The organism is Janthinobacterium sp. Bl 1 (genome assembly GCF_058215535.1).
Map to the genome: position 1 here is coordinate 6,002,583 of NZ_CM177086.1, position 19,123 is coordinate 6,021,705.

Consider the following 19,123-nt stretch of genomic DNA (forward strand, 5'->3'; position numbering starts at 1 on the left):
AAAAATTGTACAGATGCTGCTTATTTGGATAAAAACCCAACAGCAGAGACTGGGGTCGTACCCTCAGGCTACGACCCCGGCCCTTGCGTGGGTTCAGAGCTACACCCAGCCCTTCGCTTTCACATCCGCATACGTCTTGTCCAGGCACACGCGTATCAAGCCCACCATTTCATCGATCTGCGCGCGCGTCATGACCAATGGCGGGGCGACGATCATGCGTTCGCCCACGGCGCGCATGATGACGCCATTGTCGAACATGTGGCCCCGGCAGATCATGCCCACGCCCTGGCCCTCGTCGAACAGCTCGTTCTGGTGCACGGTGGCGCCCTTCTTGCGCACCAGGTTCAGGCCCGCGACCAGGCCGCAGCTGTCCGCATAGCCGACCAGCGGATGTTCGCCCAGGCTGGCGAAGCACTGCTGCAGGTACGGTCCCGTATCCTCGGCCACCTTGGCCACCAGCCGCTCTTCCTCGATGATGCGGATGTTTTCCAGCGCCGCCGCGCAGGCGACGGGGTGGCCCGAATACGTAAAGCCGTGCGTGAATTCGCCACCCTGCTCGATCAGCACCTTGGCGACACGGTCTCCCACCAGCACGCCGCCCAGCGGCACATAGCCCGAGGTGACGCCCTTGGCGAACGTGATCAGGTCGGGCCTGATGCCGAACAGTTCGGAACCGAACCAGCGCCCCAGGCGGCCGAAGCCGCAGATGACTTCATCGGCGATCAGCAAGATGCCGTACTTGTCGCAGATACGCTGGATTTCGGGCCAATATGTCGATGGCGGGATGATGACTCCGCCCGCGCCCTGCACCGGTTCGCCGATGAAGGCGGCCACCTTGTCGGCGCCGATTTCCAGGATTTTGTCTTCCAGCCAGCCGGCCGCCTTCAGGCCGAAGGCTTCCGGTGTCAAGCCGTGGCCCGACTCCAGGTAATTGGGCTGGCCGATATGCGCGATGCCCGGGATCGGCATGCCGCCCTGCGCATGCATGCCATCCATGCCGCCCAGCGACGCTCCCGCCACCGTGCTGCCGTGATAGGCGTTGTGGCGGCTGATGATGGTGTGGCGCTCCTTGTAGCCGAGGATGTCCCAGTAGCGGCGCACCATGCGCAAATTCGTGTCGTTCCCTTCGGAGCCGGAACTGGTGAAGAACACGTGCTGGAACTGCGGCGGCGATATCTGCGCCAGCTTGGCGGCCAGCTGCGCGGCCGGCACGTTCGTCGTGCCAAAGAAGCTGTTATAGAACGGCAGCGTTTCCATCTGTTTGTACACGGCTTGCGAGATCGACGTGCGGCCGTAGCCCACGTTCACGCACCACAGGCCCGACATGCCGTCGACGATCTTCTTGCCCTGGCTATCCCACAGGTAGACGCCATCGCCGCGCACCATCACGCGCGCACCCTTGGCTGCCAGGTCCTGGAAATCGGTGAATGGATGCAGGTAGTGGGCCGAGTCCATCTGCTGGATGGCGTTTGTATCGTACACCTGCGGCGCCGCGTTTTTCTGCGCCACGGAGGCAATCAGGGCGGCGCTTGGCGCCAGCGGATTGTTGGATGTGCTCATAGAGATCCTTTCTTATACGTGCAGTAACAGGTGTTCGCGCTCCCAGGGGCTGATGACGGTCATGAACTCCTGGTGCTCCAGGTCCTTGATGGCCGCGTACACGTCGATGAAGCGCTCGCCCAGCACCGTGCGCAGCTTGTCTTCCGCGCGCAGCAGCTGCAAGGCCTCGGGCAAGCCTTGCGGCAGCTCGAACTTCATGTCGTAGGCGCTGCCCACCATCATCGGCGTCGCTTCCAGCTGCTCCGTCATGCCCAGGTAGCCGCAGGCCAGGGTGACGGCCAGGGCCAGGTAGGGATTCGCGTCGGCGCCGATGATGCGGTTTTCCACGCGCCGGTCCTGCACGCCCGACTCGGGCACGCGGAAGCCCACAGTGCGGTTGTCCAGGCCCCACTGGATGTTGATCGGCGCGGCCGTGTGGCGCACGATGCGGCGGTAGGAATTCACATAGGGCGCGACGATGGCCATGGCCGACGGCATGTAGCGCTGCAAGCCCGCGATGTAGTGTTTGAAGATGGGCGCGGCAGAACCGTCCTCGTTGCTGAAAATGTTCAGGCCAGTCTTCGCATCGTCGACGCTCTGGTGCACGTGCATGGCGGAACCCGGCTCGCCGGCCATGGGCTTGGCCATGAAGGTGGCGTACATATCGTGTTTCAAGGCCGCTTCGCGCAGGGTGCGCTTGAAGAAGAAGACCTTGTCGGCCAGGCCCAGCGGATCGCCGTGCAGGAAGTTGATTTCCATCTGCCCCGCGCCGATCTCGTGGATCAGGGTATCGACGTCAAGGTTCATCAATTCGCAGTAATCGTAGATATCTTCGAACAGGGGGTCGAACTCGTTGACGGCGTCGATGCTGTACACCTGGCGGCTCGTCTCGGCCCGGCCGCTGCGCCCGATGGGCGGTTTCAAGGGCAGGTCGGGGTCCATGTTTTTCGCCGTCAGGTAGAACTCCAGCTCCGGCGCCACCACGGGTTTCCAGCCCTTGTCCGCATACAGTTTCAGCACGCGCCGCAGCACGGAGCGCGGGGCGAAATCGACCAGCGCGCCGTCGGAAAAATAGCAGTCGTGGATGACTTGCGCCGTGGGATCGGTTGCCCACGGCACCATGGTGATGGTGGTGGGATCAGCCTTCAAGATCATGTCGCGGTCGGTGCTGGAAATGGCGCGGTCATAGCCGCCATCGTCGACCGGATAATTGCCCGTCACCGTCATGCCCAGTACCGCTTCCGGGATGCGCATGCCGCGCTCCTGGGTGAATTTCCCGCGCGGCAGGATCTTCCCCCGCGCCACGCCCGTCAAATCGGGGACCAGGCATTCGATTTCCGTGACGCGCTTTTCATTGAGCCACAAATCCATGTCCGTATAAGTGAAATTTTCGCGTATTGCCATGTTTCCCTCTCGCTGGTCTTGATCAAACGCCGCGTGCTACTCGTGCGGCGCGCCGGTCATTCTTTCTTTCGGTGCTGCTGTTCCTGGTAATCGCGGCATGCCTGGCCGAAGGCGCCAAACAGGCGCATGGACTGCGGATTGTCTTCCACCTGCCACTCGGGGTGCCATTGCACGGCCAGCGTAAAACCGGCGGCGCTGGCCACGCTATACGCTTCCACCAGGCCGTCGTCGGCCAGCGCTTCCACCAGCAAGCCATCGGCCAGCCGCGCCACGCCCTGGCCATGCAGGGAATTGACCATCATTTCGCTCTCGCCGCCCAAGAGGCGCGACAGCAGGCCGTCGGACATCAGCTTGATGCGGTGCGCGGGCCCGTACTGGCGCGCCAGGGGATCGAGCACGTTCTCACGGTGGTCCTGCATGCCCGGCACCGCGTGCACGGCCTGGTGCAGGCTGCCGCCCAGGGCCACGTTGACTTCCTGGAAGCCGCGGCAAATGGCGAGCAGGGGCAACTGGCGCGCCAGCGCGGCGCGGATCAGGGGCAAGGTGGTGGCGTCGCGCGCGGGGTCTTGCGGCAGATCGGGATGCAGGATGTCTTCGCCATACAGGCGGGCGTCGACGTTCGAGGCGGAACCGGTCAGCATGACGCCGTCGGCGACGTGCAGCGCCGCTTCCAGGTCCGCGTCCGCGCCCAGGGCGGGCAGCAGCAGCGGCATGCAGCCGGCGCCGCGCAGCACGGCGTGCAGATATTTGTCCTGCGCCATGTGCCAGGCATGGCTTCCAAGCTGGCGCTGGCAGGCGGGAACGAGAACGACGGGACGGCGCATAGAGCTTCCTCGCTGGCGTAACGATCCAATGACAGCGCCATGACAGCGCTGCCGCTCGCTTCACTGTACAGCAGAGCCGCAGGCGGCGGCCACACCGATGGGCATGGCCAGCGGCGGCGCACATCGCCTACACTACGGCTTTGCAATATTGCTCTTGATAAAATCATCATATGCCCGTCCGGCGCCAAACACCAGCGCCGCAGGCAAAGTCCCTTACTTTCCCATGCATCCACACCGTTTTTCAGCCTTTTCAAGCACCTTTTTCACCCTGCGGGGGCAGCCATGAAGAGCATGCCATGGCGCGACTTCTTCGCCCTCGTCGTCAGCATCGGCGTGGTCGGCCTGGGCCTGGGCGCCACCATGCCGCTTACCGCATTGACCCTGCACCAGCGCGGCGTGGGCACGGACATCATCGGCATGATCACGGCCGTCAGCGCCCTCGGCATCCTCGCCGCATCGCCATTCGTTTCGCGCTGGGTGGGGCGTTTCGGCGCGCGTGCCACCATGCTGGGCGCCGTGTGGATGGCATCGCTGGCGACGATCGCCATGCAGTGCACCGACCATCTGCTGGCGTGGAGCGTGCTGCGCTTCCTGTTCGGCGGCGCCATGGGCGTGCTGTTTACCATCGGCGAGGCGTGGGTGAACCGGCTGGCGCCCGACAATTCACGGGGCCGCGTAGTGGCCATGTACACCACCAGTTTTACGTTTTTCCAGCTGATCGGCCCTGCCCTTGTGGCGCTGTTCAACGACAAGATTTCGTGGAGCTTCGCCGCCTGCGGCCTGCTGTTCTTGCTGGCCGTGCCTGGATTGATGCTGATCTCGAACAGCGGCCCGGAAAGGGAGCCGGAAGAACATGGCGTGAAGTGGACCCTGATCCTGCCGCGCATGCCGATGATCGTGCTCGGCGCCGCCTTCTTCGCCCTGTTCGACACGCTGGCATTGAGCTTGCTGCCGCTGTACGCGATGGAGCACGGCATCGGCACGGACCTGGCCCTGCTGTCGGCCACCGTCGTGCTGGTGGGCGACACGGGCCTGCAATTCGCGCTGGGATGGATGGCCGACCGCTACGGCCGCGCCAAAGTCCACGCGGGCTGCGGCGTGGCCGTCTGCCTGCTGCTGCCGCTGCTGCCGTTTGCCGTCGGCACGCCATGGCTATGGTGGACCTTGCTGCTGTTGCTGGGCGCGGCGGCGGGCGGCATCTACATGCTGGCGCTGGTGGCCTGCGGCGAACGGTTTACGGGCCTGTCGCTGACCAGCGCCAGCGCCATCGTCAACGCCACCTGGGGCGTGACCAGCGGCGGCGGCCCCCTGCTGACGGGCGTCTTGATGCAGTCCGTGGGCGTGAACGCCCTGCCGGCCGTCATGTGGGTGTGCGCCGCCATTTTCGTGGGCAGCGCCGTGTGGGAACGCAGGAAGGGGATCGTTTAACCCGCTACTTTTTTTCCAGCCGCTGCCGCAATTCCTCGGCCACCGGATAGTCGGGATAGGCCTGCCGAAACGCCGTCCACTCCTCGCGCGCCAGTGCGTCCTCGCCCGCCTTGAGCAGGGCGTCGATCTTCACCAGCCACACGCCAGCGTCGAGTTTTGCGGCCGGCGGCAGCGGCGCGGAGCGGGCCGCGACGGGCGCGGGCATGGCCAGCGCGCGCTGCACGGGCGCCTGGCGCTGCAGGCTGGACTCGGCCTGCAAGGCCGCTTGCTGCTCCATCGCCTCGCTCATCGCCGTGGCAGGCGCCGGTGGCGGCGGCGGTGCTGGCGGCGCCGGTGGCGCTACTGCTACCGTCTGCGGGGTGGGAAACGAGGCTGGCGCCGGCGGCGCTGGCTTGGCTGCCATTTTGGCCATGGCGCGCGGCGCTGGCGCAGCTGCGGTCGATTCGGCAGCCTGCGGCACTGGCGCCGCTGCCGGCACCACCTCCTGCGTGACCGGTTCCCCCACCACAGGAAATTGCGCCGGCTTCGAGCCGAACCAGTCCACGCCGATCAGGTTCACGGTCAGCAGCACGGCCGCGGCCAGTCCCAGCGGAACGCGCCAGCGCTGCAGGTAATCCGGTGATTTCTTGGCGGGCAAGGTGCGCAGCGCGCCATCGGCGCTGTCGTTCGCGGCTGCCGGTTTTTGCAAGGCTTTTTCCGCATCCGCCAGAATGGCCGCATCGAGCGCGCTGGAAGGCGCGGGCTGCGGCAGGCTGGCCAGCAGCGCGTTCAATTCCTCGTCAATCGGTGCGTCGTTCGGTTTGTCGTTATCTTGATCGTGCGTATTCATGCCTGTCCTCCCGCGCCAGCGGCGCTGTCCAAGCCCGCGCGCAATTTCTGCATGGCGTAGCGCAGCCGGCTCTTGACGGTTTCCGCTTCCGCCCCCGTCACGACGGCGATCTCGAGGATGCTCATGCCGCTGAACTGCTGCAGCACCAGCGCTTCCTTCTGCTCCACCGGCAGCGCGGCGATGGCCGCATGCAGCCGCGCGTGCTGCTGTTTCTGCTCCAGCGATTGCGGCGGCGACGCGCCCTCGTCCGCCCGTTCGCCCGCGTCATCGTGTTCCTGCCCTTCCCGCTGGCGCAGGAGGTCGATCAGGCGGTTGCGCGCGATCTGGTACAGATAGGTGCGGAATGCCGCTTGCGGCTGGTAGCCGGCGCGCGCCGCATGCAGACTGGCCCATGCGTCCTGCACGATCTCGTCCACCCACGCGCGGCGCGGCGAACGCCAGGCCACGAAGCGGTACAGGCCATGGCTATGGCGCCGGTACAGTTCGCGAAACGACGGCAGGTCGCCGGCGCCGTAGCGCAGCATCAGGTCTTCATCCGTCGCGGTCATCAGGGTATCTGGCATGCGGACCAGTGTAGCCGAACTACGCGGCAGCGGCAATTTCACTACGACGTCAGCGTGCAGTGGGTGCATAGCTGATGCGGCGCACTTCGCGTATCTGTCCATCCCTGAGCGCCCCTTCCACCAGTTCATAGCCGAGCAGGGCGAAGACCCGGCCCTGCAGGAACAGGGGCCGCGCATTGCCATACCAGTCCACGCAGGACGCGCGGCAGCCGTCGTCCGGCATTTGGCCCGGCCGCGCCGCCAGCGCGCCCAGTTCCGTCAATGTCAAACCGCTGTTGCGCAAGTAGAGCACCGAGGCGGCTGGCTTGTTGAGGCCAGGCCGCTCGTCCGCGCCCAGGATCGGCAAGCCGATCATGCCCTCGCCGGCCGCTTGCGGCTTGTAGAAAAAGCCGTGGCTGCGCGACTCGCCCTGCGCCGCGTCGGTGCGGATGTAGCGCGTGGCGATCGCCGCCTGCGCCCCCAGGCCGATGGTGCTGAAGTGCAGATCCCTGCCCTGCGCGCCGATCACCACGGCGTCATTGCCCAGCGCCTCGATGCGCTCGACGCCATGCGGCAGGGACAAGGCTTGCACGCTGCCCGCATCGGCCCAGCGCACGGCGTACAGGGGCTGGCGCGGCCAGGCCTGATCCGCCTTGCGGCGTCCCGGATTGCCCGGATTGCCGTACAACAGATAGGACCCCACGTAGCGGTTCTGCAAGCCGTAGCCGCCGCCACCGGGCAGCGGCTTGTAGCTGCTGGCGGGCGCGCTGTCGCGGCCATCGGAAAACGACGCCAAGGGTACGCGCAGCAAGGCCATGTCGCCCCGCCCTCTTGCACCATCCCACATGGCGTCGCCCTGGCCTTCGGCGCGCAGCAGCACGTTCAGGTGGCCGTCAGCGCTTTCCAGGAACGAGAACTGGTCGACGGGTGCGCCGGCCACCTTCAGGGCGCTGGGCGCGCTGCCGTCGAGGGGAATGCGGAACACGCCCGAGTCGCTGCCGCGCCGCGTCGTCCACACGAAAACGGATTCGCCCGACACATAAAACACGCGGCCCTGCGGCCCCATCACGGCCGTCGCTTCGCAGCGCATGTCGCGTTGCGCCAGGTCGCACACGGTGACCGTGTGCAGGGTCAGGCCGAAGCCCGTTTCGGGTTCTTCATCGGTACGGTAGATGCGTGTGGCCGGGGCGATGCGCTTGAAGTCGGATGGCACGGCGTCAGGGCGCCAGCGGCGCAGCGCAGGAAAGCCGCCGAACGGGTCGCCACGGCGCAGGTTCAGCGACAGGGGCGAATAGAACACCAGTTTGCCGCCGACCAGGCGGCTCGCGTAATTGCGCGACGAGTAATAATCGTTGGAGCGCAAGTGATAGGTGGAGCGGTAGGCCAGCTTGCCGTTCGCATCGATATCGAACAGGCCGATCTCCGTGCCGCCACGGCTGTAGCTGTAGCCGATCACCACGACCGTGTCGCCATCGATCAGCATTTCGTCATACCAGCTGCCGGAAGGATCGCTGCCCGGCGCGAACGCGTCGAGCGAGGACACGGGCTGCAAGGCATTTCCCCCCACCTGCACGGTGAACAGCTTGCCGCGCCGGAGCATCACCAGGTGCTTGCCATGCAGCTTGACGATGCCGCCTTCGTCCACGCCCGCCGTTTGCACATTGGTGACGGATTCCGCCGCTTCTGCCGATGGCGCGGGGGCAGCCTTGGCCGCCATCGGCGCGGGAGGGGCGGGAGGAGCGGGTGGAGCCGACATGGACTGCGCCGTGGCGCGCTGCAGTTTCTGCTGCTGCAGCAGCAAGGCCGCCTGGCGCGCCTGCAACTGCTGCAGGTAGCTGCTCAAGGCCTGCTCGCTGGCGAACGGCGCCAGGGTCTTGCGCGGCGCCGTGCCGGCGGCGTGGCTGCCTGCCGACAGCAGCAGGGACAGTGTCAATGTGATCTTGAGGGCGCTGGACATCGCTTCTTCTCCGGTTGGCTGGGGTGTCCAACATGAAACGCGGCAGCGCAGAAAAAGGGGTTAAACGCGCGTGAAAATATTCACGCGGCGTGTTACCTTACTCAAAACCCCGTATGCGGTCGCCATTGAAATTCGGCAGCCGCCACTCGAAGTGCAGTGCCAGGAAGCGGAACAGGAAACCGGCGCCGATGGACGCCAGCTGCGCCACCGAGCTGTCGACCTTGAAGTACAGCAGGCCCACGTACAGGCTGCCCGTAAACAGGGCCACGGTGGCATACACTTCGCGCTGCAGCACGAGGGGAATCTGGTTGCACAGGATATCGCGCAGCAAGCCGCCAAAGACACCCGTGATCATCCCCGCCAGCACGACAATGGCCGGATGCATCTTGGCCGACATGGCGATGTCGCAGCCGATCACGCAAAACGCCACCAGGCCCAGTCCATCGACCAGCAAAAAGATGGCGCGCAGATGGTGCAGATAGCGGGCGACGAAGGCCGTCACGATGGCCGCGCCGATGGTAAACAGCAGGTATTCGGGATGCGCGATCCAGCCCAGCGGATAGTGCCCCAGCAGCACGTCGCGCACGGTGCCGCCGCCGAGCGCCGTGACGGTGCCGATCATGCAGATGCCGAACAAATCCATGCCGCGCCGCATGCCCATGATGGCGCCGGACATCGCTTCGGCGACGATCGCCACCAGGTAAATCGTATATAGCAGCATGCTCTTACTCTTCCGAAAATGATTTGAGAATTTGTTCGCGTTCGCGCGCTTCGCTCAGGGTGCGCGCTTCGTTCGTGCCCGTGCTCGAGCCGCCATCGCCGGCGTCACCGTGCGCCATGCGCGTATCCGCACCGCCGCTGCCGCAGCCGACGCTGCTGTGGATAAAGGCAAAGTTATCCTTCAGGCAGTCGCCGGCCAGGTATTCGGCATACACGTAATCGCCGTCGAGCAGGGCCAGGCCTGCTGGTTCGGCCAATACCTGTTCGCGGCGGCCCTGCACGGCCACCTGCATGTAGTCGCGCCAGACGGGCAGCGCCAAGGTGCCCCCCGTGGCGTTGCCCAAGCTTTTCGGCTGGTCGTAGCCGAGCCAGACGACGGAGACGAGGCCGGACGAGTAGCCGGCGAACCAGGCGTCGTAGGCGTTGTTCGACGTGCCCGTCTTGCCGGCCGCGTCGCCACGCCCCAGCGCCAGCGCGCCGCGGCCCGTGCCGCTCTTGACGACGTCGCGCAGCATGCTGTCCATGACGTAGGCGTTGCGCGTGGAGATCACTTGCGTGCCCGGCGCCGGCTCGCCCTTGGCGCGTGGCGCCGCATCGCTGAACAGCACTTCTCCGCTGCGGCTGCGCACTTCCTTGATCAGTTTCGGCGGCATCTGCATGCCGCCGTTGGCGAACACGGCATACGACTGCGCCAGCTGCAGCGGCGTGACGGCGCCCGCGCCCAGCGCCAGCGGCAGGGACACGGGATTGCGAGCGCCCTCGAAGCCGAAGCGCGTGGCGTAGTGCTGCACGTAGCCGGGGCCGGCCGCCTGCATCAGGCTCACGGCCACGAGGTTTTTCGAACGCACGAGGCCACGCCGCACGCTGATGAAGCCTTCATAGTTGTTGCCGTAATTGCGCGGACGCCAGGGCCGTGCGCCCGTTTCCTGCGGCAGCAGCAGGCGCTGCGTGTCATCGACGGCCGTGCCGGGAAAATATCCCTTTTCCAGCGCCGCCGAATACACGAAGGGCTTGAAGCTGGAGCCGGGCTGGCGATAGGCCTGCATGGCGTGGTTGTAGTGGTTGCGGTAGAAATCGAAGCCGCCCGCCATGGCGACGATTTCGCCGCTGTGCGCCTCGACGGAAATGAGCGCGCCTTCCATTTCGGGCAGCTGGCTCACCAGCCAGCCCTTCTTGGCCGCATCGCGCACCACGCGGATCACGCTGCCCTCGGCGATGGCGCGCTTGCCGTCCCAGGCCAGCTTGCCGCCCAGGCGCGCTTCCGATGCCGTCAGCACGATCTCGTCGCCATTGCGCAGCTGCGCCGTCACCTGGCGCTTGCCGGCGGTATCGACCTTGCGCACGAGGGCGGCGCGCAATTCTCCGCTGTCCGGGTAGGGAGCCAGCTGGCGCGCCACGCTGTCTTCGGAAGCGGCCAGGCGCGCTTCCGGGCCACGGTAGCCACGGCGCGCCTGCGCATTCAACAGCCCATCGCGCAGCGACTTGTCGGCCGCGCGCTGTGGCGCCATGCGGATAGTCGTCGTCACGTCCAGGCCCATGCTGTAAGCGCCTTCGGGATAGCTTTGCAGGATCAGCTGGCGCGCTTCCTCGACCGCATATGCGGCCGCATGCACGGAGCTGTTGCGGTCCTTGTTCAGGGCCAGCTTTTCCGCCACGGCCGCGTCGTACTCGGCCGGCGTGATGTAGCCGAGTTCGCGCATGCGCTGCAGGATGTAATGCTGGCGCACGGTGGCGCGCTGGGGATTGGCGACGGGGTTGTAGGCCGATGGCGCTTTCGGCAAGCCGGCCAGCATGGCCGCCTCCGCGATGCTGACGTCCGCCAGCGGCTTGTCGAAATAAATGTTCGAGGCGGCGGAAAAACCGTAGGAACGCTCGCCCAGGTAAATCTGGTTCATATACAGTTCCAGCAGCTTGTCCTTGCCGTAATGCTGTTCCAGCTTGTAGGCGAGCAGCATCTCCGTGAGCTTGCGCTGCACGGTCTTTTCGCGCGACAGGAAGAAGTCGCGCGCCACCTGCATGGTGATGGTGCTGGCGCCTTGCGCATGGTGGCCCGTGACGACGTTGGCCAAGGTCGCGCGCGTCAAGCCATAGAAGTCGACGGCGCCGTGTTCGTAGAAACGCGCATCCTCGATGGCCAGCAAGGCCTGGCGCATGCGCAGCGGGATTTCCTTGAGGGGCAAAAATTCGCGGCGCTCTTCGCCGTATTCGGCCAGCAGCTCGCCTTCGCTCGAGAAAATGCGCAGCGGCAGCGCGGGCTTGTACTGGGCCAGGTGTTCGACGGCCGGCAAATCCTGCCACGCCTGGCGCAGCCACCAGCCGCCCGCCAGCGCGGCGGCCATGCCCAGGCCCAGGGTCAATCCCAGGCCGAATTTCAGATTGCGCGCCAGCTTCGACTGGGGCTTGCGGATGCTGCTGTCGTTCGCTTGTGCTTCCATGGTGGTATTCCTTGCTGCCAGGAGGCCGCACGCTGGCGCGCGGCACTCCATCAAAGAGGCATTGTGCACTGCAACACACTCATCCTTATGAAAAGTAAGTATTATTTAGTATTGATAAATTTTTCTTATGAAGGCAGTGGCCATGGATCTCAATCCCAAACATACGGAAGCATTCCGCGCCGTCGTCGAAACGGGCAGTTTCGAACAGGCGGCGCTACGGCTGCACCTGACCTCCCCCGCCATTTCCCAGAGGGTGCGGGCACTGGAAAGCCAGTTGGGCAATGCGCTGATCGTGCGCAGCCGCCCCGCGCGCGCCACACGCATGGGCCAGCGGCTGATGCAGTATCTGAAACGGGCCAAGCTGCTGGAAGCGGATTTGCAGGCGGAACTGGCGGTGCAGCAGGATGCCCCGCTGACCCTGGTGCTGGCGCTGAACGCCGATTCGATGGGCACCTGGTTCTTCCCCGCCCTGTCCGAGGTGCTGATACGCGAGCGCGTGCTGCTGGACCTGACCGTGGAAGACCAGGACCACACGTACACCTTGCTGGAAACGGGCATGGCGATCGGCTGCATCAGCACGGAGCCAAAACCCATGCGCGGCTGCACGGCCGAGCCGCTGGGCGTGATGCGCTACTGGCTGGTGGCCACGCCCGCGTTCCGCCAGCAGTGGTTCGCGCACGGGCTGACGCGCAAGGCGGCGCGCACGGCGCCCGTCGTCGCCTACACGCGCAAGGACACCTTGCAATCGTCGTTCCTGCAAGAAGCGCTGGGGCTGCCCGAAGGGGCCTACCCCTGCCATTACGTGCCGGGCGCCACCTCGCACTTCAACGCCATCCGCTACGGCCTCGGCTACGGCATGGTGCCCGAACTGCTGCTGAAAGCGAACACGGATGGCGAACTGGTGGAAATGCTCACGCCCAAGACCCCGGCCGACGTGGCCCTGTACTGGCATACGTGGAAGGTGCAGTCGCCGCGCATGGAGCAGCTGTCGCGGCAAATCATCGCGGCGGCGCGCTCCATGCTGAAATAATTATCGTGACAACTAGCGCTGCATACCCCAGCGTTTGAGAGTCACGCGCTCCAGGCTGCGAAAGCCGATGTTTTACAGCAGCAGCCCGGCGACGATGACGGCCGCCAGACCGGCAAACACCTTGTCCGTGTACAGCTCGTTGCGGTTCTGGAAGATGTACCAGCCCAGGCCGCCCTGCCCCGACGTCGTGCCGAACACCAGCTCGGCCGCGATCAGGGTGCGCCAGGCAAACGCCCAGCCTATCTTCAAGCCCGAGACGATGGAAGGCAAGGCGCCCGGCACGAGGATGTGAAGCACCAGGCGCAAGCCGTTCAAGCCATAGTTGCGGCCCGCCATGCGCAGGGTCTCGGGCACGCCCTGGAAGCCCGCGTATGTGTTCAGGGCCAGCGGCCACATCACGGAATGGACGATGACGAAGATCAGGCTGGCGCGCCCCAGGCCGAACCACAGCAAGGCCAGCGGCAGCAGGGCGATCGCCGGCAAGGGATTCAACATGGCCGTCAGGGTTTCCAGCAGGTCGCGCCCGATGCGGCTCGACACGGCCAGCAAGGTCAGCACGAAGGCGGCCAGCACGCCCACCGCATAGCCTTGCAGCAAGACGACGAGGGAGGCGGCTGTTCGCGTAAGCAATTCACCGCTGGCGATGCCGCCGATAAACGCCTGCGCCGTCTGCAAAAAACTGGGCAGCAATAAATCGTTCTGCGTCCAGCGCGCCGCGCCTTCCCACAGCAGGGCCAGGCTGAGCAAAATGAGCGCCTTGCGCCACAGCGCGTGCTGGCTCACACGCTGCCAGCGCGACAGCGTCCGTTCGACGGTGACGCCGGCTGGTGGCGGCGCCGCATAGACGAATTCCTGGCGGATCGGTGGTTCCAGCAGCGCGCTCATACGGCTTCCCGCTGCGCGGTAACTGATTGCGGAACGGGAGCTACTTCCTCATCGAACAGCAAGCCGTGGATGCGGCTGCTGGCAGCCTGGAATTCCACACTGCCCGCGCTGTGCAAGCCGAACTGGTGACTGTTCAATTCGGCACGCACCCGGCCCGGATGGGGCGACAGCAGCAAGATGCGGTTGCCCACGACCAGCGCTTCCTCGATCGAATGCGTAACGAACACGAGGGTAAAGCGCAGCTCTTCCCACAGGCGGCTCAGTTCTTCCTGCATCTTGCGCCGCGTCAGCGCATCGAGGGCGGCGAACGGCTCGTCCATCAGCAGTACTTCCGGCTGCATGGCCAGGGCGCGGGCGATGGCGACCCGCTGCTTCATACCGCCCGACAAGGTGTGCGGATGGGCGTCCTCGAAGCCGGCCAAGCCCACCTTGGCGATCCAGTGATGGGCGCGCTCGCGGGCCGCCTGCTTGTCCAGCCGCTTGCTGGACAGCAAGGGGAACATGACGTTTTCCAGCACGGTTTTCCAGGGCGGCAACTGGTCGAACTCCTGGAACACGACGACACGGTCCGGCCCCGGTTTATGAATGGGCTGGCCCTGCATGGCGATGCTGCCCGCGCGCGGCGCGATGAAGCCGGCCACGGCTTTCAGCAGTGACGACTTGCCGCAGCCCGATGGTCCCAGCAGCACGAAACGGTCGCCGCGAAGCACGTCGAAACTGACGTCATGCGTGGCGCGCACGGTGCGCTGCTCGGTGCGGTATTCCAGGCTGACATGTTTGACGCTGAGTAATGGCTGTAGCGCAACGGGAGGACGGACCAGATGAAAAGCGGGCGCGTTCATGTCAGCCTCCTTGCGTGATGGCGGGATCGTCAAAGAAATAATCGCGCCAGCTATCGGGCAGATTGCGGATGGCGCTCACGCGGTGCAGGAATTGCGCCAGGCCATAGGTGTTTTGCGGCGCGATCTTGAATTGCACTTGCGGGTTGGCAAAGATTTTCAGCAGCAGATTGCGGTCCACCTTGCTTTTATTCACCTTGATATAGATGTCGGCCGCGCCTTGCGGGTTGCTGCTCGCATACTGCGCCGCTTCCGCCAGGGCGGCGATGAAGGCGCGGTAGGTTTTCGGATTGTCCTTGCGGTACTTTTCCGTCGCATACAGCAAGGTCGACGAGCTGGGTCCGCCCTGCACGTCGTACGAGTTCAGGATGATGTGCGCGTTCGGGTTTTGCGCCAGCTCCTGTTCCTGGAATGGCGAATTGCCGAAGTGCCCGCTGAGCTCCGTGCCGCCGGCGATGATGGCTGCGGCCGCATCCGGGTGCGGCAGGGTTTGCGTGATCTTGTCGAGGCGGGCAAATTCCTTGTCGCCCCACTGTTTCGCCACGGCCATTTGCAAGATGCGCGCCTGCACGGAAACGGAGACGGCCGGCAAGGCGATGCGGTCCTTGTCCGTCAAGTCCACCAGGGTTTTTACCTTGGGATTATTGCTGACCAGGTAATAGGGGAAATTGCCCAGGGACGCCACGCCGCGCACGTTCTGCCGGCCTTTCGTACGGTCCCAGATGGTCAAGAGCGGCCCGAGGCCAGCCCCGGCGATATCGATATTGCCGGACAACAAAGCATCATTGATGGCCGGGCCGCCGGACAAGGTAATCCACTCGACTTTCACATCAACGCCCTGCTGCTTGCCATGCTTTTCAATCAGCTTTTGTTCCTGCGCAATATTAAGCAGCAAGAAGGTGATGCCATGCTGGCCCGCGATGCGGATCTGCCCTTCTGCCCGGGCCATGGGCATGGCCATGCACAGCACGGCAATGGTGGCAAGCAGGCGGCGGGTAAAAGTCAAGATCGGCAACATGGACACTCCTTGGTCAACTACGTTCAAAAAAATCAGTACGGCGCATCGCCTTCGATGGTCGTGCGGTAGAGCTTGCGGCGCTGGTCGGGCGGGCAACCTGTCGCCAAATGCATCAGGGAACGGTTGTCCCAGAACACCAGGTCGTGCGGTTGCCAGCGGTGCACATACAGGTGCTCGGGGCGCACGCTATGGGCAAACAGTTCCTCGAGCAGGGCGCGGCTTTCATCGTCGGGCAAGCCGACGATGCGCGTGGTGAAATGTTCGCTGACAAACAGGGCGCGGCGTCCCGTTTCCGGATGCACGCGCACGACGGGATGGGTGACGGGTTTGACTTCATCGATCTGCGCCTGCGTCAGCGCGGGCCGCCATGGGTTGCGGCGGCGCAATTCCTCGTACTGGCTCAGGTAGCTGTGTTCGGCACGGGCGCCGCGCACGGCATGGCGCAGCGCGGCCGGCAAGCTTTCCCAGGCCAAGTGCATGTTCGCAAAGACGGTATCGCCGCCCTCGTCCGGCAACTCTTGCGCGTGCAGCATGGAGCCCAGGCTGGGCACTTCCTTGTACGACAAGTCCGAGTGCCAGAAATGGCCCGCGTCACCGAGGCCGATGGGCTGGCCGTTTTCGACGATGTTCGAGATGATCAGCACTTCCGGCTGCGTGGGTAGCTGGAACTGGCGCAGCACATGGATTTGCAGCGGGCCGAAGCGGCGGCTGAAATCGACTTGCTGCTGCGGCGTGATGCGCTGGTCGCGAAACACCAGTACGTGATGGTCGAGGTGAGCGTGATGCAGGCGCTGGAAATCGCCCTGCGACAGCGGTTGCGCCAGGTCCAGCCCCAGCACTTGCGCGCCCAGGGGCGCATCGAAAGTTTCGATCTGGAAAGGGCTGGTGGACTGCACGGGTTTCAGGACGGCCGACATGGGAGTTCGCCAAGAGTCTGGGGAAGTCCACTGTATGCCGGCCAGCCTTGCTTGCAAACGAAGCATTTACTATATGGATATGCGCGGCGCGTTGCGCCACGCTGCAACAGGCACTGTCACGCAATGGCGCAGCGGCAGGAGCGTTGCCCGGGAATGGGGCAAGCACGCAATTTGCTTACCTACCAATTCTCAACCATAGACCAGGAAATCCATGCCCACCTACGCCCTGCTGCTCGCCTTGCTGTTCCCTGCGTTCGCCCACGCGCAGGATAGCGAAGGTGAAAGCGATCTCAGCTACAAAGCCTATGTGCACAGCGACAAACGCATCAAGTGTTTGTACGGCTATGCGGCCGACAAGACGGGCGACCATGCGGCCGCCGTCGCCATCTTTGAAGATTGCATCCGGCGCTGGAACGATGTGTATTCGATGATTTGGCTGGCCCAGTTGTATGAGACGGGCATCGGCGTGACCAAGGACTTGCAACAGGCGACGGCGCTGATGCGGCGCGGCGCACATACGAATGATGACGCCGCCTATGCTCGGCTGGCGCGCTACCACTATGGCGTGGCGCTGGCCGAAGGCCGGGGTACGCCGCAAGACATTCCCCAGGCCAAAACCTGGTTGCGCCAGGCGGCGCAGGAGGGCGTGCGGGAGGCGGCCGATTACCTGAGCCGCCTGGACAATGCGGCGCCGTAGGCACGGCGCCAGCATCGATTACGCGATGGCTTCGTAGCGGGCCAGGCGCGTCGCCATGCGCGGCGCCAGCTCGTGGCCAGCCGTGACGGTCACTTCCAGGTCGTTCAGCAAGCCATCCTTCAAGCCATAGACCCAGCCGTGCACGCTGAGTTCCTGGCCGCGTTCCCACGCATCTTGCACGACGGTGGTCTGGCACACGTTCAAGACTTGTTCGACCACGTTCAGTTCGCACAGACGGTCGCCGCGCTGGCGGCTCGTCAGCACGTCGCCCAGATAGCGCTCGTGTTTCTGGCCCACGTCCTGCACGTGGCGCAGCCAGTTGTCGACCAGGCCGATGCGCGTGCCCGTCATGGCAGCATGCACGCCCTTGCAGCCGTAATGGCCGACGATGATGATATGTTTGACTTTCAGCACGTCCACGGCAAATTGCAGGACAGACAGGCAATTGAGGTCGGAATGCACGACCACATTGGCAATATTACGGTGCACAAACACGTCGCCAGGCGCCATGCCCAGCAGTTCATTCGCTGGCACGCGGCTGTCGGAACAGCCGATCCACAGGTATTCGGGCGACGTTTGCGCTTCCAGGTTCTTGAAGAAGTTCGGGTCTTTCGCCACCATCGAGTCGGCCCAGCGGCGGTTACGCTGCAGCAGTTCCGCCAGGGCCGGGCCATTTTTCTGTTCGGTCATATCGCTCCCATTGTGTACGTACGACTGAATTGGCGGCAAATCGCGCCCATAGGCCGGCGATACCGCACATTGCTCAGTCGTGATGAAAAAAACGCCGGGATGTTGAAGCATCCCGGCGCATGGTATTACGTGTGCTTATTCAAAAAAATCCTTGACCTTGTCTTTCCAGGTCTTGCTTTGCGGACTGTGCTTGGCACCGCCCTCGGTCGTCGACTTTTCAAAGTCCCGCAGCAGGTCTTTCTGTTTTTCCGTCAATTTCACGGGCGTTTCGATGGCCACGTGGCAGAACAGGTCGCCCGCGTAACCGGAGCGCACACCCTTGATGCCCTTGCCTTTCAGGCGGAAAGTCTTGCCCGACTGGGTGCCTTCCGGGATCGTGAACGACACTTTGCCGTTCAGGGTAGGCACTTCGATTTCGCCACCCAAAGCTGCCTTGGTGAACGAGATCGGCATTTCGCAATGCAGGTCGTCGCCTTCGCGCTGGAATACGGCGTGCGGCTTGATGTGGATTTCCACATACAGGTCGCCCGACGGACCGCCATTCGTGCCCGGTTCACCGTTGCCGGACGAACGGATACGCATGCCGTTGTCGATACCGACTGGAATTTTCACTTCCAGGGTCTTGTTGCGCTTGATGCGACCGGCGCCGCCGCACGGCGTGCACGGGTCGGTGATGACCTTGCCGCTGCCATGGCATTTCGGGCAGGTTTGCTGGATGCTGAAGAAACCTTGCTGCATGCGCACCTGGCCGTGGCCACCGCAGGTACCGCAGGTGGTGGGCGACGTGCCCGGCTTGGCGCCGCTGCCGTGGCAGGTATCGCACTTGTCCCAGCTCGGCACGCGGATAGTCGTGTCGAAGCCGTGAGCAGCTTGCTCCAGTGTAATTTCCAGGTTGTAGCGCAAGTCGGCGCCACGGTACACCTGCGGCCCCGCATTGCGGCTGCGTCCACCGCCACCGCCAAAGATGTCGCCGAAGATATCGCCGAAGCTGTCGGCAAAGCCGCCAGCACCGCCGCCGAAGCCGCCACCGCCGCCCATGTTCGGGTCCACGCCAGCGTGACCATAACGGTCATACGCATCGCGCTTTTCCGGATTGGTCAGCATCTCGTAGGCTTCTTTGACTTCCTTAAACTTTTCTTCCGATTCCTTGCTATCCGGATTGCGGTCCGGATGGTATTTCATCGCCAGTTTACGGTAAGACTTTTTGATCTCTTCTTCCGAAGCATTTTTTGCGACACCGAGTGTCTCGTAAAAATCACGCTTTGCCATGTTGTCGGCACCTTGCAGTCTATCTACTGATGTAAAAATTACACGAAAAAGCCGAGTCGAGTGCTGCACTGGGCAACGACTCGGCTCGGCCGGTCTTCGC

Annotated in this window: 17 protein-coding genes; 3 read left to right on the plus strand and 14 right to left on the minus strand. The window is 64.2% G+C overall.

Annotation, left to right across the window (positions count from 1 at the left end):
* Positions 1 to 99: 99 nt before the first annotated feature.
* From AC4BCN_RS27095 to AC4BCN_RS27105, 3 genes are read right to left on the minus strand one after another with little or no spacing between them, the layout of a single operon-like run.
* On the minus strand, positions 100 to 1,560 hold the full coding sequence (locus tag AC4BCN_RS27095) for an aspartate aminotransferase family protein (protein WP_490492182.1): 1,461 nt from the start codon (positions 1,558 to 1,560) through the stop codon (positions 100 to 102).
* 12 nt (positions 1,561 to 1,572) lie between these two features.
* Positions 1,573 to 2,943 carry a glutamine synthetase family protein gene (locus tag AC4BCN_RS27100; RefSeq protein ID WP_490492183.1) on the minus strand — a complete coding sequence of 457 codons (1,371 nt, stop codon included), beginning with the start codon at positions 2,941 to 2,943 and terminating at the stop codon, positions 1,573 to 1,575.
* Positions 2,944 to 2,999: 56 nt separating this feature from the next.
* Positions 3,000 to 3,767, minus strand: coding sequence for a gamma-glutamyl-gamma-aminobutyrate hydrolase family protein (locus AC4BCN_RS27105; RefSeq protein WP_490492184.1), 768 nt, complete (start codon positions 3,765 to 3,767; stop codon positions 3,000 to 3,002).
* Between the two features lie 282 nt (positions 3,768 to 4,049).
* On the opposite strand from AC4BCN_RS27105, the gene AC4BCN_RS27110 reads away from it, so the two are divergent.
* Complete coding sequence (locus tag AC4BCN_RS27110; protein ID WP_139090607.1) at positions 4,050 to 5,195, plus strand: MFS transporter; 1,146 nt, start codon at positions 4,050 to 4,052, stop codon at positions 5,193 to 5,195.
* 4 nt (positions 5,196 to 5,199) lie between these two features.
* On the opposite strand, the gene AC4BCN_RS27115 is transcribed toward AC4BCN_RS27110, so the two are convergent.
* From AC4BCN_RS27115 to AC4BCN_RS27135, 5 genes are all read right to left on the minus strand, one after another.
* On the minus strand, positions 5,200 to 6,024 hold the full coding sequence (locus tag AC4BCN_RS27115; RefSeq protein WP_490492185.1) for a hypothetical protein: 825 nt from the start codon (positions 6,022 to 6,024) through the stop codon (positions 5,200 to 5,202).
* Positions 6,021 to 6,572, minus strand: a complete 552-nt coding sequence (locus AC4BCN_RS27120; RefSeq protein WP_490492186.1) for a sigma-70 family RNA polymerase sigma factor — start codon at positions 6,570 to 6,572, stop codon at positions 6,021 to 6,023. The genes AC4BCN_RS27115 and AC4BCN_RS27120 overlap by 4 nt, the downstream gene beginning before the upstream one ends.
* Before the next feature lie 64 nt (positions 6,573 to 6,636).
* Positions 6,637 to 8,523 carry a beta-propeller domain-containing protein gene (locus AC4BCN_RS27125; RefSeq protein ID WP_490492187.1) on the minus strand — a complete coding sequence of 629 codons (1,887 nt, stop codon included), beginning with the start codon at positions 8,521 to 8,523 and terminating at the stop codon, positions 6,637 to 6,639.
* 97 nt (positions 8,524 to 8,620) lie between these two features.
* The gene (locus tag AC4BCN_RS27130; RefSeq protein WP_034746006.1) at positions 8,621 to 9,244 is read right to left on the minus strand and encodes a trimeric intracellular cation channel family protein; all 624 of its coding nucleotides are present in this window, start codon (positions 9,242 to 9,244) and stop codon (positions 8,621 to 8,623) included.
* Positions 9,245 to 9,248: 4 nt separating this feature from the next.
* Positions 9,249 to 11,678: a penicillin-binding protein 1A gene (locus AC4BCN_RS27135; protein WP_490492188.1), complete on the minus strand. Its 2,430-nt coding sequence runs from the start codon at positions 11,676 to 11,678 to the stop codon at positions 9,249 to 9,251.
* A gap of 136 nt (positions 11,679 to 11,814) precedes the next feature.
* On the opposite strand from AC4BCN_RS27135, the gene AC4BCN_RS27140 reads away from it, so the two are divergent.
* On the plus strand, positions 11,815 to 12,708 hold the full coding sequence (locus tag AC4BCN_RS27140; RefSeq protein WP_217653670.1) for an HTH-type transcriptional regulator ArgP: 894 nt from the start codon (positions 11,815 to 11,817) through the stop codon (positions 12,706 to 12,708).
* Between the two features lie 72 nt (positions 12,709 to 12,780).
* Here AC4BCN_RS27140 and AC4BCN_RS27145 read toward each other — a convergent pair whose 3' ends face one another.
* From AC4BCN_RS27145 to AC4BCN_RS27160, 4 genes are read right to left on the minus strand one after another with little or no spacing between them, the layout of a single operon-like run.
* A complete protein-coding gene (locus AC4BCN_RS27145) occupies positions 12,781 to 13,593 on the minus strand; it encodes an ABC transporter permease (protein WP_490492189.1) in 813 nt (270 codons plus the stop codon).
* Positions 13,590 to 14,435, minus strand: coding sequence for an ABC transporter ATP-binding protein (locus tag AC4BCN_RS27150; RefSeq protein WP_338679921.1), 846 nt, complete (start codon positions 14,433 to 14,435; stop codon positions 13,590 to 13,592). The genes AC4BCN_RS27145 and AC4BCN_RS27150 overlap by 4 nt, the downstream gene beginning before the upstream one ends.
* A 1-nt stretch (position 14,436) precedes the next feature.
* On the minus strand, positions 14,437 to 15,450 hold the full coding sequence (locus tag AC4BCN_RS27155) for an ABC transporter substrate-binding protein (protein WP_425324013.1): 1,014 nt from the start codon (positions 15,448 to 15,450) through the stop codon (positions 14,437 to 14,439).
* A gap of 32 nt (positions 15,451 to 15,482) precedes the next feature.
* Positions 15,483 to 16,367: a TauD/TfdA dioxygenase family protein gene (locus AC4BCN_RS27160; protein WP_338679923.1), complete on the minus strand. Its 885-nt coding sequence runs from the start codon at positions 16,365 to 16,367 to the stop codon at positions 15,483 to 15,485.
* A gap of 211 nt (positions 16,368 to 16,578) precedes the next feature.
* Between AC4BCN_RS27160 and AC4BCN_RS27165 the strand changes: the two genes are divergently transcribed.
* Positions 16,579 to 17,064, plus strand: coding sequence for a tetratricopeptide repeat protein (locus tag AC4BCN_RS27165; RefSeq protein ID WP_081368238.1), 486 nt, complete (start codon positions 16,579 to 16,581; stop codon positions 17,062 to 17,064).
* Between the two features lie 18 nt (positions 17,065 to 17,082).
* Here the strand turns inward: AC4BCN_RS27165 and can are convergent, their stop codons facing one another.
* Positions 17,083 to 17,754: a carbonate dehydratase gene (can, locus tag AC4BCN_RS27170; protein WP_034788731.1), complete on the minus strand. Its 672-nt coding sequence runs from the start codon at positions 17,752 to 17,754 to the stop codon at positions 17,083 to 17,085.
* A 135-nt stretch (positions 17,755 to 17,889) separates the two neighbouring features.
* On the minus strand, positions 17,890 to 19,023 hold the full coding sequence (gene dnaJ / locus AC4BCN_RS27175; RefSeq protein WP_034745985.1) for a molecular chaperone DnaJ: 1,134 nt from the start codon (positions 19,021 to 19,023) through the stop codon (positions 17,890 to 17,892).
* Positions 19,024 to 19,123 lie beyond the last annotated feature (100 nt).

Bases quoted from the DNA above. Each gene is read 5' to 3' on its own strand.
- can (WP_034788731.1), bottom strand. From the start codon at position 17,754: ATGACCGAACAGAAAAATGGCCCGGCCCTGGCGGAACTGCTGCAGCGT.
- AC4BCN_RS27115 (WP_490492185.1), bottom strand. From the start codon at position 6,024: ATGAATACGCACGATCAAGATAACGACAAACCGAACGACGCACCGATT.
- AC4BCN_RS27125 (WP_490492187.1), bottom strand. From the start codon at position 8,523: ATGTCCAGCGCCCTCAAGATCACATTGACACTGTCCCTGCTGCTGTCG.
- AC4BCN_RS27120 (WP_490492186.1), bottom strand. From the start codon at position 6,572: ATGACCGCGACGGATGAAGACCTGATGCTGCGCTACGGCGCCGGCGAC.
- AC4BCN_RS27130 (WP_034746006.1), bottom strand. From the start codon at position 9,244: ATGCTGCTATATACGATTTACCTGGTGGCGATCGTCGCCGAAGCGATG.
- AC4BCN_RS27105 (WP_490492184.1), bottom strand. From the start codon at position 3,767: ATGCGCCGTCCCGTCGTTCTCGTTCCCGCCTGCCAGCGCCAGCTTGGA.
- AC4BCN_RS27110 (WP_139090607.1), top strand. From the start codon at position 4,050: ATGAAGAGCATGCCATGGCGCGACTTCTTCGCCCTCGTCGTCAGCATC.
- AC4BCN_RS27165 (WP_081368238.1), top strand. From the start codon at position 16,579: ATGCCCACCTACGCCCTGCTGCTCGCCTTGCTGTTCCCTGCGTTCGCC.
- AC4BCN_RS27160 (WP_338679923.1), bottom strand. From the start codon at position 16,367: ATGTCGGCCGTCCTGAAACCCGTGCAGTCCACCAGCCCTTTCCAGATC.
- AC4BCN_RS27095 (WP_490492182.1), bottom strand. From the start codon at position 1,560: ATGAGCACATCCAACAATCCGCTGGCGCCAAGCGCCGCCCTGATTGCC.
- AC4BCN_RS27150 (WP_338679921.1), bottom strand. From the start codon at position 14,435: ATGAACGCGCCCGCTTTTCATCTGGTCCGTCCTCCCGTTGCGCTACAG.
- AC4BCN_RS27145 (WP_490492189.1), bottom strand. From the start codon at position 13,593: ATGAGCGCGCTGCTGGAACCACCGATCCGCCAGGAATTCGTCTATGCG.
- dnaJ (WP_034745985.1), bottom strand. From the start codon at position 19,023: ATGGCAAAGCGTGATTTTTACGAGACACTCGGTGTCGCAAAAAATGCT.
- AC4BCN_RS27135 (WP_490492188.1), bottom strand. From the start codon at position 11,678: ATGGAAGCACAAGCGAACGACAGCAGCATCCGCAAGCCCCAGTCGAAG.
- AC4BCN_RS27155 (WP_425324013.1), bottom strand. From the start codon at position 15,450: ATGTTGCCGATCTTGACTTTTACCCGCCGCCTGCTTGCCACCATTGCC.
- AC4BCN_RS27100 (WP_490492183.1), bottom strand. From the start codon at position 2,943: ATGGCAATACGCGAAAATTTCACTTATACGGACATGGATTTGTGGCTC.